The organism is Pseudobdellovibrionaceae bacterium (assembly GCA_023954155.1).
Classification (GTDB): Bacteria; Bdellovibrionota; Bdellovibrionia; order Bdellovibrionales; family UBA1609; genus JAMLIO01.
In genome coordinates, this window is record JAMLIO010000006.1 from 121,952 (window position 1) to 138,031 (window position 16,080).

14 protein-coding genes and 1 other RNA gene are annotated in these 16,080 nt (G+C 42.9%); 7 read left to right on the plus strand and 8 right to left on the minus strand.

Translation table 11 applies throughout. From position 1 onward, the window contains the following. Positions 1–2 precede the first annotated feature (2 nt). Positions 3–596, minus strand: a complete 594-nt coding sequence (gene coaE / locus M9899_08490) for a dephospho-CoA kinase (protein ID MCO5114200.1) — start codon at positions 594–596, stop codon at positions 3–5. A 103-nt stretch (positions 597–699) separates the two neighbouring features. On the opposite strand from coaE, the gene M9899_08495 reads away from it, so the two are divergent. Beyond that, positions 700–2,586, plus strand: coding sequence for a protein kinase (locus M9899_08495; GenBank protein ID MCO5114201.1), 1,887 nt, complete (start codon positions 700–702; stop codon positions 2,584–2,586). 39 nt (positions 2,587–2,625) lie between these two features. On the opposite strand, the gene M9899_08500 is transcribed toward M9899_08495, so the two are convergent. Continuing rightward, positions 2,626–3,885, minus strand: a complete 1,260-nt coding sequence (locus M9899_08500; GenBank protein ID MCO5114202.1) for a KamA family radical SAM protein — start codon at positions 3,883–3,885, stop codon at positions 2,626–2,628. A 108-nt stretch (positions 3,886–3,993) separates the two neighbouring features. Between M9899_08500 and M9899_08505 the strand changes: the two genes are divergently transcribed. Together M9899_08505 and M9899_08510 are read left to right on the plus strand one after the other, a co-directional pair. Next, positions 3,994–4,809 (plus strand): M48 family metallopeptidase, encoded by an 816-nt coding sequence (locus M9899_08505; protein MCO5114203.1) that lies wholly within the window; start codon positions 3,994–3,996, stop codon positions 4,807–4,809. A gap of 349 nt (positions 4,810–5,158) precedes the next feature. Continuing rightward, positions 5,159–6,388 carry a hypothetical protein gene (locus M9899_08510; protein MCO5114204.1) on the plus strand — a complete coding sequence of 410 codons (1,230 nt, stop codon included), beginning with the start codon at positions 5,159–5,161 and terminating at the stop codon, positions 6,386–6,388. Between the two features lie 166 nt (positions 6,389–6,554). Here M9899_08510 and M9899_08515 read toward each other — a convergent pair whose 3' ends face one another. The 3 genes from M9899_08515 to M9899_08525 are packed head-to-tail and all read right to left on the minus strand — an operon-like array spanning position 6,555 to position 8,550. Further along, positions 6,555–8,003 (minus strand): hypothetical protein, encoded by a 1,449-nt coding sequence (locus M9899_08515; protein MCO5114205.1) that lies wholly within the window; start codon positions 8,001–8,003, stop codon positions 6,555–6,557. Then, positions 8,003–8,275: a DUF507 family protein gene (locus M9899_08520; GenBank protein ID MCO5114206.1), complete on the minus strand. Its 273-nt coding sequence runs from the start codon at positions 8,273–8,275 to the stop codon at positions 8,003–8,005. The genes M9899_08515 and M9899_08520 overlap by 1 nt, the downstream gene beginning before the upstream one ends. After that, positions 8,272–8,550, minus strand: coding sequence for a DUF507 family protein (locus M9899_08525; protein ID MCO5114207.1), 279 nt, complete (start codon positions 8,548–8,550; stop codon positions 8,272–8,274). Before M9899_08525 ends, M9899_08520 begins: the two co-directional genes overlap by 4 nt. Positions 8,551–8,610: 60 nt before the next feature. Between M9899_08525 and M9899_08530 the strand changes: the two genes are divergently transcribed. The 4 genes from M9899_08530 to M9899_08545 all read left to right on the plus strand — a co-directional run bounded on the left by M9899_08530 (position 8,611) and on the right by M9899_08545 (position 13,537). Next, positions 8,611–10,854, plus strand: coding sequence for a transglycosylase domain-containing protein (locus tag M9899_08530; protein MCO5114208.1), 2,244 nt, complete (start codon positions 8,611–8,613; stop codon positions 10,852–10,854). A gap of 181 nt (positions 10,855–11,035) precedes the next feature. Continuing rightward, positions 11,036–11,400: RNase P RNA component class A (rnpB, locus tag M9899_08535), an RNA gene on the plus strand. A gap of 46 nt (positions 11,401–11,446) precedes the next feature. After that, positions 11,447–12,631, plus strand: coding sequence for a hypothetical protein (locus M9899_08540; GenBank protein ID MCO5114209.1), 1,185 nt, complete (start codon positions 11,447–11,449; stop codon positions 12,629–12,631). 210 nt (positions 12,632–12,841) lie between these two features. Beyond that, positions 12,842–13,537, plus strand: a complete 696-nt coding sequence (locus M9899_08545) for an exonuclease domain-containing protein (protein ID MCO5114210.1) — start codon at positions 12,842–12,844, stop codon at positions 13,535–13,537. A gap of 126 nt (positions 13,538–13,663) precedes the next feature. On the opposite strand, the gene M9899_08550 is transcribed toward M9899_08545, so the two are convergent. The 3 genes from M9899_08550 to M9899_08560 form a co-directional block, all read right to left on the minus strand. Further along, positions 13,664–14,395 carry a hypothetical protein gene (locus tag M9899_08550; GenBank protein MCO5114211.1) on the minus strand — a complete coding sequence of 244 codons (732 nt, stop codon included), beginning with the start codon at positions 14,393–14,395 and terminating at the stop codon, positions 13,664–13,666. A gap of 74 nt (positions 14,396–14,469) precedes the next feature. After that, complete coding sequence (locus M9899_08555) at positions 14,470–15,270, minus strand: DUF1338 domain-containing protein (GenBank protein ID MCO5114212.1); 801 nt, start codon at positions 15,268–15,270, stop codon at positions 14,470–14,472. 243 nt (positions 15,271–15,513) lie between these two features. Beyond that, the gene (locus M9899_08560; protein MCO5114213.1) at positions 15,514–16,068 is read right to left on the minus strand and encodes an NAD(P)H-dependent oxidoreductase; all 555 of its coding nucleotides are present in this window, start codon (positions 16,066–16,068) and stop codon (positions 15,514–15,516) included. Positions 16,069–16,080: the final 12 nt, after the last annotated feature.

The following is a 16,080-nucleotide window of genomic DNA, read 5'->3' on the forward strand; positions in this document are numbered from 1 at the left end:
AACTAACTGAGTTGCCAGTACAAGTTTTCAACTTGCTGCTCAAGATCTTCAAGGCTGCCATCATTAAAGATAATATGATCGCAGCCTTTTATTTTATCTTCGACTTTCATTTGTGTTTGTATACGTCTTTCTATTTCTTCTTTAGACCATGTGTTGCGCTCTGAAATGCGCTGCCTTTGTACATCTTCGGAGGCAAACACTCCCACAATCAGATCAAATTGATCTTCCATATTTTTTTCAAATAAAAGTGGGACATCATAAAACGCAATGGCGTGATCTTTGGACTCTAGAGCTTGTCTTCGTGTTTGCACTTCATCACGGATCAAGGGGTGCATAAGACGTTCTAAAAACAAAAGCTCCTCAGGCGCGCCAAAAACTTTGGCGGCAATGGCCTTTCGGTACTCTTCAGGATTCATTTGTTTTGGGTCCAAACCCCATCTTTGCTGGATTTCTGTATGGACTATGGGACTGGTGAACATCACATTATGAGACACCTCATCAGCGGAAATCACCTCTACACCGTATTTGCTCTTAAGCAGCTGGGCCACCGTGGACTTTCCACACCCTATACAACCCGTAAGTCCTATCCATAACATAAATTAGACCTTTTATTTCACTTATTCTTCCCACATCTTACCAAGGTCTTGTTAAGAGTCTACCCTCACAGACCGATATTTTCACTGAGACAACGAGGTTGAGTTGAGTAAGAGCAATTACGAAGTTTTTGGTAAACACGTCCTTCTGGAGCGCATTGCTATGGGAGGAATGGCAGAGATTTTCCTTGCCCGCAGTTCAGGTGCTGGTGGTATTGGAAAGTTCAGTGCCATTAAACGTATTTTGCCACAATACTCTGGTAACAGCGAGTTCATTAACATGTTTAAGGACGAAGCTAAAATCAACGTGAACCTGTCTCATAGTAATATCGTTCCTGTTTATGAGTTTGGTGTTGAAAACGGTCAGTTTTACATCGTGATGGAATACGTCAACGGTAAAAACTTACGCCAAGTGATCAACCGTATGCTTAAGGACTCTGATGTTTACTTCTCTATTGATCAGATCGTATATATCATTCGCGAAGTGGCTGCTGGTCTTGACCATGCACACAGATGTTTGGATGGAACCACTGGTAAACCCCTAAATATTATTCATAGAGACATGAGTCCACAAAACATCATGGTCAGCTATGAAGGTGAAATCAAAGTCGTCGACTTTGGTATTGCTAAGGCGGAAAGCCAAGTCGAAAGCACTAAAGCAGGAACTCTTAAAGGTAAATTTGCCTATATGTCTCCAGAGCAAGCTGGTGGCGAAGAGATTGATTTAAAAACTGATATTTATTCTTTAGGTATTGTGCTTTGGGAGCTTTTAGCCAAAGACCGCTTATTTATGGCCTCTAACGAGATCAACACCCTTAAGAAGATTCGCGAAGGGAAAATCCCTTCTATCAGAAGTTTAAACTCTGATGTCAATGAAGCGCTGGAAAAGATCGTGATGAAGTCTTTGGCTAAAAACAAAGATGAGCGTTACCAAACTTGTGCCGATTTTCAAAGAGACTTGAACAGATTTTTAAACACTCACTACCCTGATTTTTCTGCTCATGACTTTTCAATTTTTATTAAGTCTTTGTATGCAGATGAAATTCTACAAAATAGAAAAAAGCTAATTGAGTATTCTAATCTTAAAATTGATACCAGTGCTATGGCGTCTAATAATGCCGACGCTACTGTGGTGGCTTCAGTCACACAGCCTGATATTCCTTCTCCAAACAAGTCCAATCATTTGCGACTGGATTTCGAGATGGATCAACCTCAGCACGCTACTAACATTGATTTTAAAAGTATCACTATCAATAAGACACAAAAGTCTGACCCTAGGGCTCAACAATCAGCCTCAGGCGTGAGATCACAAACACAAAGCAGTTACTCCAGATATACAGGCAGTTACAATAAGTACAGTTCTGATGTGGGCTCTGCCGCCAACTGGAGCAAATATGTTCTTTTTGTAGTAGTGGCGTGTGGATTGGCATTGATTGCTTCACAGATCTTTCCCAACCTTGGATCGTCTAATAAAGTAAAAGAGATTTCGACCAAGGACCTTGCTTCCTTAGGAGACAAAGACTCTAACGTGCTCTTTAAAGGAGCGGAAAAGAAATTGATCGTAAGAAGTAATCCTCCTGGCGCGCAAATTTTTGTCAATGGCAAAAACACAGGTCGTGTCACACCAGGAAGAATTGATGTTCCTGCTAATGGCGAATACCAATTGGAAGTCAAAAAACAAGGGTTCATTGACTATGCTCGCCCTATGCCTAATGGATCTAAAGAGACTGAAGTGTTTGCCACTTTACAAAAGAACCCCATCGGTTACTTAGATGTCAGTGTGGTCAATCCTAATAATGATCCCATCATGCTTTATATCAATAACGTCTCTATCCCCGATCAACTTCCGATCAGGATGTATCGTGTGCCTTCTGGTAAAATTGTGGTTCGCGCTGTCAATCAACGCTTAGGACTGTTTGCCGAAGAGACTGTCGAGTTGAAAGTCGATCAACGTCTACAAATTCGATTAAATCCACGCTCACAAATGCGTTAATACTTTCTGCCTCATTAAAAATCTGACACTTCTAGCATCTTAAATGGAATTAAATCCAAACTTTGTGACATCTGATACTTCAGATGTCCCTTCATCTAGAGTAGGTGTTGTTTTCGCTGACTTGGTTTGCTCCCATTCGTTTAAATACATGGGGTGGACCTCTGGTTTTTTGATCTCTTCAGGTCGTGGGTTGATGTACTTCTCTTGCACCCCATCCCAACCTTTAAAGTGATGCGCCTCCTCTGTCACCTGTGTGATGAAATCGGGCACTAGATAGGCCTTCCCCCCTCCACTAGGTATATCTACAGACAAATTCGGCATGCTTAAGCCCGACATGTGCCCCCATAGCTCGCGTTGAATGGCTAAGGAGTCTTGGATGGACGTGCGCAAATGATCTGTGCCCTCTGAAGGATCACACTGAAACATATAGTAGGGTTTGACTCGGTAATACAGCAATCGACGATTTAAGGCTTGCACAAGAGCAGGATGATTGTTCACACCATTTAGCAATACCATCTGATTCATGATGGGGAAACCTGCATCCACTAAGCGAGTCAACGCTTGGACACTTTGAACCGTCAACTCATCGGGATGATTAAAGTGGGTCATCAGGTATATAGGGTGGTACATTTTTAACATTTGAACCAGTGATTCTGAAATGCGCATGGGCATAATGACAGGCATGCGTGTTCCTATACGAATGATCTCAATGTGATCTATAGATCTTAAATCTGAAAGGATCTTTTCCAAACGTGAATCTGAAAGTGTTAAAGGATCACCACCTGATAGAATGACTTCCCGAATCCCTTTATGCTGCTTGATATAATCTAACGCCAGAGAATACTCTTGGGCCTTAGGGAAAGCTTGGTCCTTCCCCGTAAAATGTTTACGCGTGCAGTACCGACAGTACACACTGCAAAAGTCCGTCACTAAAAATAATACTCGATCTGAATAACGATGAATGATTCTTGGAGCAGGGTTATTTTGATTTTCCCCAAGTGGATCAAATTGAGACTGCGTACCTGCACTGAACTCCTTCTGGGTGCCTAAAAAAATTTGTCGAAGAGGATGTTGCGGCCCCAAGTGTTTTAAAAAGGCCACTGTATAGGGGTTCATACGAAATTTAAAATGCGTGGACTGTTGATTTTGAAAAAACTGATGTTCGCTGACGTTTAAATCTAGATGCTGTAACACTTGCTCGTAAGACGAAATGGAGTTTTTGACCTGCCAAGTCCAACTGTCCCAATCTGTGTGAGAGACTCCCTGATAAGGCTGAATGTCTACGGGCTTAAACTTCATGGCCCAACCCTAAAACAGCCCCCTGTCTTTGGCAAAGAGATTTCTGCTTGTACTGCACACGGACCTGCCGTAGAATTTTTGCTCAGGAAACACTGATAGAGGTAAGATATGTCTCAGTCATTTTTTACAAAACATCTATGCTCTAAAGCTCTTTTAATACTAGCCGTCTTAGTCCTTAGTAACTCTTGCGCCACATCCCCTTCTGGACGTAAACAACTGATTCTTCTTCCTGCATCTCAATTAGACCAAATGGGAGCCACATCTTTCACTCAACTCAAAGAACAGAAGTCCACTACTAAAGATACCAAAGCTGTGGCTTATGTCACTTGCATCACCCACCGTTTATTAGTGGCTATGGGAGAAAAACCTGAAAGCTGGCAGATTGAAGTTTTTAACGATGACTCCCCTAACGCTTTCGCCCTCCCTGGCAGAAAGATGGGCATTCATACAGGCATGTTAAAACTAGCGCATAACCAAGATCAAATTGCTGCCGTGATTGGACACGAGATTGGGCACGTGTTAGCCCAACATGGAAATGAGCGTATGTCTCAAGGCTTAGTCTCCCAACTTGGCTTACAAGCTACAGCCATCACTTTAGGACAAGACCGATTGCAAGATCAGCTCATCGTGGGCGCTTTAGGAATTGGCCTGCAAGTGGGAGTTTTATTACCCTTTAGCCGCACGCACGAAACCGAAGCCGATCGCCTAGGCTTAAAATATATGGCTGAAGCAGGGTTTGATCCTAGACAGGCCTCTGAGCTTTGGAAGCTGATGGACCAAGCCGCAGGGGGTTCTGCACCCCCTGAATTTTTATCCACTCACCCCTCTTCAAAGTCTCGCATTAAAGACCTAGAAAAACGCGCCCAAAAGCACATGGCCGCCTTTGAAGCCGTCCCCCAAAAACCCCAATGTAAACGCTCTTAGACAATCCCCATAGAGTTCAGGTCTTATTATTTTATAGCTTCTTAAACTTTAAGAGTTTTGAATTTAAGTCTTTTATTTATATATACTCAAAATGCTCAAACAGTGACGTTTGGCATGCCTTTGCGTTCGCAAAAGCACGCCAAGCCGAACTCGCATTTCGACCATATATAAATAAAAGACTTAAATTCAAAACTCTTAAAGTTTAAGAAGCTATAAAATAATAAGACCTGAACTCTATGGGAATGCCCACAGGTGTCTAATCTGTTGACAGTTTGAACGAGCTAGCTCCCCTTTAATTCGATTTGGGTTGGCAAGAAATTTGTATTTATTGCTGGTATTGGGAGATGTTATGAAAAAGTTTATCCTTAATTATAAGTTACAGGTTTTAGCTGTGGGTGTTTTAGCCCTAGCTCAAGTCACTGCCTTTGTGCCTTACCACATTGACCGCCAAGTCGCTGAGGTAGCCACAGGTGATAAACCTGCGGGCACGGTCATCACACCAGCAGTGTCTAGCGATCGTGAATCACAAATTATTGATGCCTATAAGAAGTATCAAGATAAAGCCAAAGAGTGTTTGGTTCGTGTGAAAGACGAAGATTCACTGAAGAGTTTATTTAGAAACTATCGTTTAGATTCTTCTGAAAGTAATCTTTTAGCTTTAGACGCTAAACTTGTAGATATGGGTTTTCTATCTTCAAACACCTCGTCTTCATCCTCTTCAGACTTCCGCAGTAAATTGCTCAGTCTTGAATCTTCTGATGACTCTTCAAGTTCTGGTAAGGCTGTTTTAGATCCTGACAATAAATCAGATTTAAAAGAGATTGCTAAATGTCACGAAAGACGTATCCAAGATTTGGATACACAAGCTGAAAAACGTGCTTACTTTAAAAAGATTGAATCGAAATTTGCTGATATGTTAGCCGAGTCTGACTCTAAAGAGATTTCTGAATTGGCTAAAGAATTCCAAAAGGCTGCAAAAGCGGCTGACCCTACCAATGCACTTGGTTTACAAACACAAGCCCAAATGCATTCTGATTATGCTATGATTCTAGCGAACGGTTTAGCTGAGATTCGTTTATTAGAAAAACAATTAGCTTTAAATCCTACAGATACTTTACTGCAATCCAGATTACAACTTGCAAGACAAAACTTAGATAGCAGCTTTTCACAACTGCAAACTCGTTATATGTCACAAATCAATCCACAAGATCCTAAGGCTTTAGAGCAAATGACAGCTATCCAAACCATCACCAGTCATTGGACCAACCAAAAGACAAGTGCACTAAGTGGTGTTGCGGGGACTTCATTCGCAAATACTGTGAACTCTGCGGGTATCACTGGTGACCCTCTGATCAATAGTGGTCTGACAGGAACTTCTACTTTACCTTCAACAACCAACTTGTTGACCATTCCTCAAATTGTACAGGTTCCTTCAGCTAACTTAATGGCAGTAAGAACAGATCAAAGTCGTTTGAACTTAAACGCAGCAGATTTGAGTTTCTTCCAAAATCCTGCTAACAAAGTTCCTAATACGGCCAAAGCGGTTCCTATGTTAGGAATGCCTGGTAGTCCTCAATAAGATTTTATTTTAAAAGACTCTCAATAAAAAAGTGTGGCTGAAATTCAGTCACACTTTTTTTATTTTATTGGTTTAATGCTGTAGAATTGAACCTGTTGTTTAAGATACGCCAGGCCCTAATCTCACGCGCACCCAAGTAAGTGGCAACGCTTATTTGATTCATGACTTAGTCTAAGCGAATAGACACTCTAGAGGCTCCACCAAAAATGGTCTTGGTGTCGTAGTTATTGGCTCCACCCTTGAAGGCATCACCCGCAAATAAGATTCCTATGGTTGTGTCCCATGTGACTTTTTCAAATGGCTTATAAATAAAAGAAATGTCCCATTCAAAGCCTAAGGCCTTATCTACATTTAATGCAGGATCAACTGTGGCGTACAAAACGGAATTGACCACATCTTTATCTAATTGCGCCCATATCCATTTACTTTTTAAACTCCAAGAGGCTCCACCCTGGTAGGCCACATAAGGAGCTGCAAACATGACGTTTGACACTGTTTCTGTATCAATGCTGTTTTGCACTTTATAATTGCCACCACCGTAGTAAGCCCCTTGTTTACCATAAGGAGTCGTACCAAAAAGATCGAGATCAGGATGGCCTACGGGATGATTAAACATAATCACGCCCAAGTCATAATTTCTATCAAAGGCAAAAGACGAATACCCGTCGTCTTTAGAACCATCTTGTCCACCTGCAAAACCTGCTTGCAGACCAAGACTCAGTCCTCTCAGAGGCGTTTCATAATCGACTTCAGCCACAAATCCAAAACCATCATAACTGATTTTATCACCTGTGCCGTTGCGACCTAAGTTCCCACCATTCAGACCCAGCTCAAAAGCATATCGGAATGAACTGCCTGGAGTTTGTCTTTCAAAGTACGCCCCATATCTTTGGGTGGACGCCGCTCCTGATGTGGCCAGTTGGCCTTGGTTGATCGAACCAGGCGTATGACGAGCCATATAGAGGGCTCCCATTTCTAAACCATTTTCAGGTTTGGAAAACTTTAACATCACACCATATTCTGAAGCCGAATCACCGTCTGTATTAAAACCATCAGTGATACGTGCCACATAAGGCTGAAAGGATAAAGAGCCCATGTAAACACTGTAGGCCACCATATCACGGTTATCAAACCAGTGATCAAAGTCCCCATCACCCGCATTGAGGTTCATCCCCAACCCAAAGTGCAAAGGAGCACGTCCCACAATCAATTCCCCACCCGTGTGACTGAATTTTAAAAAGAGTTCTCTGATGTTAAGGTCTCTGACTTTATTGATCTGATGGTCTACTAATGCTGGTGCCCCATCCGCTCCGTAGAAGGCTCCAGTAGGCGGAGTGAAACCCGCACCAAAACTTTGCCCTGCTTGCGAACCCGCAGCCGAAAAGTCGCCTTGGTTAAAAACATCTACGGCACCTACAAGTTCAAACCCATCTAAAAGTACAATTTTAGGAGAAAGCACTAAGTGGTGAAGAGCATATTCCTTTCCTGTACCTTTGGTGAAACCTAAATTTTTAAAATAATTGCCCTCTACACGATATAAACCTTTCCAAGTTACATCCGCTAGAGCAGTCTGAGTCGTCAACAATAAGATCAACGCGCCTAACACAGCTTTCATTAGTCTATCCCTTTTCTTTTCATCTCTTGTTCGTAGTATTTGCTGTAAAGAGTTTCCCATTCTGAAGAACCAGGCACGATGGCACGGCTTTGCGAAGAGATCATGCTTTTGGCTTTTTGGTCTACCTCTTCATGGTCTTTGACAAAAAGATTGATGGCCTTTTTGATGTCTCTTAGAGCGGCGGCCTCGTCACTGTAATCCACAAGATCGTCACCCCAAATCTTCTCATAGACCAAATGTCCAAGGTGAGACTGTCTGTTTTCAGAAATCATAAAACGAATCCTTTTTGCTCTGCGAGTTTCTTTTTTAAAAGAGGGTACATTTTGTATCTTTCAAAACCACCTGGATTTTGTCTTTCCAATTGCCCCATCATGGCTTCCACTTCTTTATCGAGCTGAGCCTCTTCTTCAAGGTTTTGTTTTAAGACGGCAATGACGGTCTTCTCGATCACCTCATCGTCAACTTTGGACTCAATAGCAGGTGAAGCATGCACTTGCTTTACGACTAAACGGGCAATTCTTAAAAGTTGGTTTTGACTTAATCTCATGACAAACTACTAAACGAGCCTAAGCGAAATCTGTCAAGCTGAGTCTTAAAAGGAGGGGCCATGAAAAAACTATTGAGTGTCGCCATGATCGGCACATTTTTGGCTTTTTGCATCATCTTTGGATGGGGCTGTCAGTTGAAAAACGACATCCAAGATAGCCTTGAAAGCGGTTGGTTTATGCCCCCCACTCAGATTTACACTGGCGACATTAAGCTGCGCTTAAAACAGCACATCAGCTCTACCCGCCTGTCTAATACTCTCGAGTCCGCAGGCTGGAAAGAACGTGGGATGGACCAGTCCATCCTGGATAATGAATTCACTCTTCTTCCTTACGAAACCTGTCAGGAAAAAATTGACACCCAGCTTCCTGAAGAGGCTCATGAGTGCCTTGTTTTTAAGAACGAAAGGCAGGAAGGGGTTGTGGTTTTAGGACCCGATCAAATCTTAGATATTTTGCTTTTCCGTGAAGGCCTGATTGTCACGTCTCCCAGTTTAACTATTGGCTCTACACTGTTTGCCCAGTTTATTGATGATAAGCCCATACGACAGAACTACACCTCCATCTCGGTGTTTCCCACGCAATGTTTGGATGCCATTGTGGCCATCGAAGACGATCGCTTTTTAGAGCACAAGGGCATCAGCCCACGCGCCATCTTTAGAGCCTTCTTTAGAAATATCAAATCAGGGCGACTGGCCGAAGGGGGCAGCACCATCACTCAGCAGCTGATCAAAAATAAATTTTTGAGCAGCGAAAAGACTCTCTTAAGAAAAATTCGCGAAGCCATGCGCGCCATCGTTTTAGAGATTGCTGTTGATAAAAATAAGATTTTAGAAAGTTACCTAAACATCACCTATATGGGACAAGATGGCCCCTTTGAGGTCAGAGGCTTTCCTGCTGCAGCGGAGTTTTATTTTAACAAAAGCATCTCTGATCTCAGTCTAAGAGAGTGTGCGTCCCTAGCGGGTTCAGTCAAAGGCCCAGGGATTTATGGTCCTCATCGCGAAAAAAACCAAGAGCGCACGGATGTGGTGTTAAAGCGCATGCACGAGCTGACATGGATCAGCGATGACGATCTTGCAGGGGCTCTGAAACAAACTCTTAAAGTGCGTACAAAAAATAAAGATGACTTCTTGGCACATTATTTTATCAATGCCGTGAACGACTTTATCAATAAGGCCAAGATAGATCGTAGCAAAGGTTTAAAAATCTACACCACTCTGTCTGATGAACATCAAAAGGCCGCTGAAAAGAGCGCAAAAGTTCGATTAGAACGTCTGAAAGAGACCTCAGAAAACCCTAAACTTTTAGAAGGACTTATTGTGTCTGCTGACCCTCGCACTGGTGAAGTGCTGGCCCTTGTGGGTGGGTCGGATTTTAAAACCAGTCCCTATAACCGCGCCATTCACAATTACCGACAGATTGGTTCATTGATGAAGCCCTTTGTGTACCTATCAGCTTTACTGCAAGACGACACTTTGACTCCCACTAGCCTGATCAGCAATGCCTCTTATACGTTTAACGATCGTGGGAAAAAGTGGTCACCTTTGAACTATGATAAAAAAGCTGTAGGCGGTGAGGCTCTCTTGTTTCAAAGTTTAATGATGTCCCTCAATATCCCCTCAGCCAGAGTGGGAATGGAGCACACCTCTCCCGCTCATATTGTCGAAACCGTAGAAGCACTGGGTGGACCAAAGAAGCGTCTGCAACCCTACCCCTCTGTCATTCTAGGTTCATTTGAGTTTTATCCTCTGGAAGTCTTACAGGTCTTTGCCACCTTATCACAAATGGGAACTTACAATAAAATTCACTTTATAAAATCGATCACCAACTTAGACGATGACGTCTTGTGGACTCACGAAGACAGCGCGCCCCAACAGACTTTGTCACAGACAGGGAAATTAGCCGAAGTCATTGGCATGCTTAAAAATACCCTTAAGCATGGTACAGCCAAATCCAGTCGCGCATGGCAAACAAAGGGTGTTTATGCAGGAAAAACAGGAACCACTTCTTTTCATAAAGATGCTTGGTTTGCGGGGTTTTCAAAAGAGCACGTGGCTATTGCTTGGGTGGGCTACGATAAAGAACAGGGCAGTCGCTTAACAGGCGCAGGCTCAGCCCTTCCCTTATGGATGGATTACATCCGCGAGCGTGAACGCTCTGGGTACATTCCAGAGGATTTTGATTGGCCAGATCATGTGCGTTCAGAGTGGTTCAGTGCCAGTGATCTTCAAGATTTATCCAGCGACTTGCACTTCCCACCCCCCGAAGAAGGTGTAGAGCTAGTTGTAGATCGTGGTTTTTAACCACCACTCAACCCACCACTTCTTCAGCCCCGTATCTCTGCGCCTATGGGGGTCTTCTGAGTGGGACGCAGAAGCGATCATAAACGTCAGTCTTAAACCGAGCTTTTAAATGTCATTTATTTCATGGCCCTTTGTCGTCTTTACCTATTGCTATCTCTCAGAGATTTGATTAAATTGGGCACAAGTTTTGAAAGGTTGTCGCTGTCAGAGTCTAACCATTCTGGCAGAGGAAAGTCCGGACTTCATAGAGCAGCACAAAGGGTAACGCCCTTCCACCGCAAGGTGAGGAACAGTGGAACAGAGAGAAGGTCCAAGGCAGTGACTTCAGCGTCGGGAACGGGAGACGCTTTACGAGCCGTTGGAGTGAAAGCAGCTAAACTCTGTGCGAAGCAAGACCAAATAGGAAAACATATAGCGTGGCTCGCGTTTGTTTTCGGGTGGGTCGCTTGAGGTTTTTGGTAACAAAGATCCCAGAGGAATGACAGCCCTCCTTAAAAAGAGCGATTTTTAAGGAGACAGAATCCGGCTTATTGAAAAACTTAACGCTCACGGGGGCCCGAAAAGGGCCCCCATCCTATTTTGAAGGAAAAAGATGCTGAGAATCACTGCACACCACCTCTTACTGATCCTCAAAGTCCTTATAGGTTTGATTGTGCTTTATGGTACTTCCGCACAAGCCGCAAACCAATGCCGTGGATATCTCAGTGACGCTCCTCTGCCTCGACTTTCTCAAACCCAACCTGTTTTTGAAAGAACTTGGAACCGCTATCAAGACACAGCCAAAGACCGCAAACTTTTACGCGACCACATCCAAGCCACAACAGATCATCTCAAGGCACACGGGATAGAGCACTCTATGTCTAATAACAAGATTGTGATCCTTCCCACACAGGCCACAGAGATCAACCGATTTGCTGAGCGGGTTTTTAATCGCCATCAAGTCCTTACATTTTATGATCCCAGACAACTGGCGCAAAGAGGCTGTGAGGCTTGTGTCGAGTACAGTGCCCTGTCTTTGACTCCGAATTATTTGGGCATCTCCCACGAAGCCCTGCGCACAGGACGTCTGACCCCTGCTGAGTATCATGAGTGGCGACACCTTGTTGAAATTGCGAAGTACACCCAAGACCGCACAACTCCCCTTCTGTCTGGAGAACTTAGAACTGTCACTCGACAGGCAGGTAAACGCAAATTCATTCAAAATTTCAGCTTCGAAGAGTTCTTCACTTACTATACTGAATCCAGTGCGACGATGGCTCTCTACCGACAAGGTAAGGTTGGCAAACGCGCTACACTTTTACGCTTAGAGGATAACTTTGAATTTTTGCACGCCTACGCTGCTGAAATTTTAGATCCCCTAGGCATAGCACAAAGCACGATTTACCGAAGCTTTAAACATAATGGCGCACCCAAAATGTTTCAAAATCTCAACTTCGATGCCGATCACCTTATTGCTTTTAAAGGGAATATCGGATTTGATTTCACCCCAATTGCCAATGATAAATATCGAGTTCGTTTACGCTTAAGTACAAATAATTTTAGTTTTACTATGATGCTCAAAGAGCCTATGGCCTTTGCTACCACTGGTCGTAATGGCATCCCACTTCTGACACTTGCCGAGTTTGAAACTCTGACACAAAAAGCCTACTCTCAAATTTTAGATGCCAATATGGCCATTTTAAATCTCTACGATCTGACAAGCCAGCCACGCAAAACCATTGAGGACTACCAAAACCTTTTAAACGACTACAGATTGACCATTCAGCCTTACCAATAAAAAACCACCAAGAAAACGACACAAGCTTCTTAATACTGTTCGACGGTACGGTTGCGTGCGCTTCAAAACACATTAGAGTTCTTGCCGCCTAGGCTTTTGAATACAATGAATTTAGGATCCAAGCGTATGACGCTGATAGCACCACAATGGGATTTGACTACCGCCCTCTTTGTTCGCTAGTTTAACAGCACTCTTACTGAAAGGCTTTTTATGTTGATTCTTGGACTAGATTTAGAAACCTCTGGGCTTGATTGGCAAAAAGATCAAATCATCGAAGTGGGTGCCGTGCTTTGGGATACAGAAACCCAATCCCCTAAAAAGATCATCAATGAATTGATCTATCACGACCGTCTAGAGCTTCCCCAAGAAGTGCAAAATATCACAGGAATCAAAAGCTCCGACCTTAAAGAGTACGGCGTGCCTTTAAGTGATGCGCTTAAAGCCGTCAGTAAATTAGAAGAAAAAGCTCAGTTCTTGGTGGGACACAACGCTGTCAACTTTGACTCTTTATTTTTAAATCAAGCCTTTCAAGAGTATCAAATGCCGAAATTGAAAAAACCATGGATTGATACGCTAACAGATGTGCCCTACCAGCAAGAGATCAAAACGCGCAAGCTCACTTATCTGGCTTCAGAACATGGATTTGTAAACCCTTTCTCCCATAGAGCCTTATTTGACGTGCTCACTATGCTTAAGCTTCTTGCGCATTACTCTATAGAAGAGATTGTAGTGCTGCAGAACTCACCTTTGGTGAAAGTTTTAGCCCATGTGTCTTATGACGATCGCGACAAAGCTCGGCGCCTTGGCTTTCGCTGGGACCCACAACAACGTCACTGGTACACCGAAGTGAAAGAGGCCATGTTACCAAGGTTAGATTATCCTTTCGAATACTCTATTGAAGATTAAAACAAAACCCTATTCTTTTTAGGAATAGGGCTTAAGAACTGAGTTTCTATGAAAACACGGGTTACCAAGAGACACTGGGCCAACCCACGAATAAGGTTGGGTTCTCGGGCCGATTACTGAATAAGTTTAAGAGCTGAACTTCTCTTGTGAACCTTTGATGGTTTCGTACTCAAAGCATCGGATAAAATCTTTAGCTTCGTACTCTTTTAATAAAGAGTCGCCTCTTTTGATTTGCAAACGATCTTTAAAATAGTCATCGGTCTCTTCTACAGAGAAGGTCAGATCATCGGTCTTAGCTTCATAAGACTTACCTGAGATTTCAAGTTTTTTATCTTTTATCAATCCTGCAAATAATTTTCCCGTCTCGTCTTTACCAATTACCGTTTTATCCTTTTGAGCTTTAGCACAATCAAATTGAATTTCGCTCTTATTGATTTCGATCTTTTTAGGAAACTCACAGGTTGCTTCGGCTACCAAAGAGAGTTTTTGTTGGGGCTTGTGATAAAGATGCACTTGCGCCGCACTCTCATCCTTGTTCTTCTGCGCACTCGTACCAATCAAAAGATACTCATCATTGAAATTGTGAATAAAACTGGGTTCACGTCTGACATAGTCCTTTTCCAATGGATGACTGATCCAATGGATGGTCTTGTCTTTCACAGTCAATTCAATAAGGCAGTAACGCGCAAAAGTGCTACCGTCACTGACCGCAAATACACCCTTGCTAGGGCTGCTGGCCGTCACTGATCCAAACTCGGCCAAAGCAGCCTGAGCCTGGTGGCCAATATGTATCATTGTGAAACAGATTACTAGGGCGGAAAATATCCTTGCCGACTTGCGGTTTATGATCTTTGCCATGTCATTCTCCTTGAGCTACATACGTTCAATTTTAGTAACAAACCCAAGGCTTGGGGAGTCTCCTAGACCCCAAATTACGACCTTTGATTTGTACTCTCAAAGATCTTATCGGCAGATTTAGCCACAAACCCTTGGTATAATTTGCCATTTTCTAGCGGGTAACGTTTGGCAAACTCATAGTAGCAAGATGGGACAGTAAAATGTCCATCTGAAAAGTCCATTTCTTTTTGAAAGGCCATGGTGGAGCTTTGCTCTAAATAGTCCTGAGGCGTTCCCTTTACTAGACCTCCACTGTCGTTCATCTGAAAGCCCTTATCCATTAAGAACTGGTTCAGCTCTACAACCTCATCAAATGACTTTAAAGTATTCAGATTTACAGTGAAGTGATTCGCACAGAATCCATAGGCATAAAACCAAGCGGCATATTCGCTCTCTTTATATAACCTTTGATATGTGGCATGCGAAGCTTCCCAACGTCGCCCTGCTGTACAGTACTCTTCGCCCTCTAATTTATCGTGAGGAACTTGCAACACTAGTTTGTTCATCTCATCTTGAAGCTCTTTAGAAAACTCCTCTAAGAGCAATTCGCTGATAAAAATTTTGGGTTGTGTGGGGTTGTGTTCGTTTTCTAGGTGAATTGCGAAAAGTTTTTTTGCCTCAAAACGATACTCCCCTTTGGGTTCGTAACCGTAAGCTTTGAAAATTTTAGCCAACTTTTCAATACCCATGTCTGGGTGATTCAATGTGCGGTAGGCGATATGATCATTCTCAACGACTTCACCGTTTTCTTCTAGTAGGCTATGAATTCTAAAGGCATCTGGATTGAGTTCTGTGTACTGCTTCCAAATTCTATTAAATAAATTTTCAAGACTCATACTTAAAAGCTCCATGCGTTGGTTTACCTGCATTTTATCGCGGATTCCCTCAATTAAGAATCAATATCGCTATGAGCTATGGAATGAGCCAAAATCTTTGAGCCCTCTTCGTCCAGCCTCCCAAAAAGGTGGCTTCATCGTAAATTTTGGAATAGTACGGGTAAAACGGCCAGCATGTTATGGAATGAGTTCAATCCGCCGCGAGTTCAATGTTCTAGTAGTACGGGTAAGACGGTCAGCATGTTATGGAATGAGTTTGGAGTCCTTTAAAGCCTTGATAAAGATGCAATATCTTTCAATTTGGAGTGACCAAAGAGCATCTATCGTCTCGTCAGTAAAAACTTCTCCATCCAAACGGTCCGTGATATTCGGCACAAAAATACGTTCAGGATAAATAAAGGCATTTCTGTAACCGAAGACTTGTTGCAAATGCTCCACAGGTCGTAATCCCGCAAAACGAAAGCCCAAACCTAAAAAGGCCACTGGTCTAAATTCAAATGACTTTGGATACTCCCAAAAATCAATAAAGTACTTTAAAGCCCCAGGCATGGAGCCATTGTACTCGGGACACACAATATATAAACCCTTAGCTTTATTCACCTTATCTATCATATCTTCTAAACATTTAGGACGATCCTTGGCCCCATACAAAGCCCCTGAAAGTTTTGAGTAATCTAAGTCTGCAAGATCAAGAATTTCCACCTTCTCACCGCAGTCTTTGAATTTTTTGGCCGCCACTTTGGCCATAATTTTTGATCTTGAGTTGGGACGGTTTGTGCCAGAAATAATACAGATCATGGGGTTCCTTTT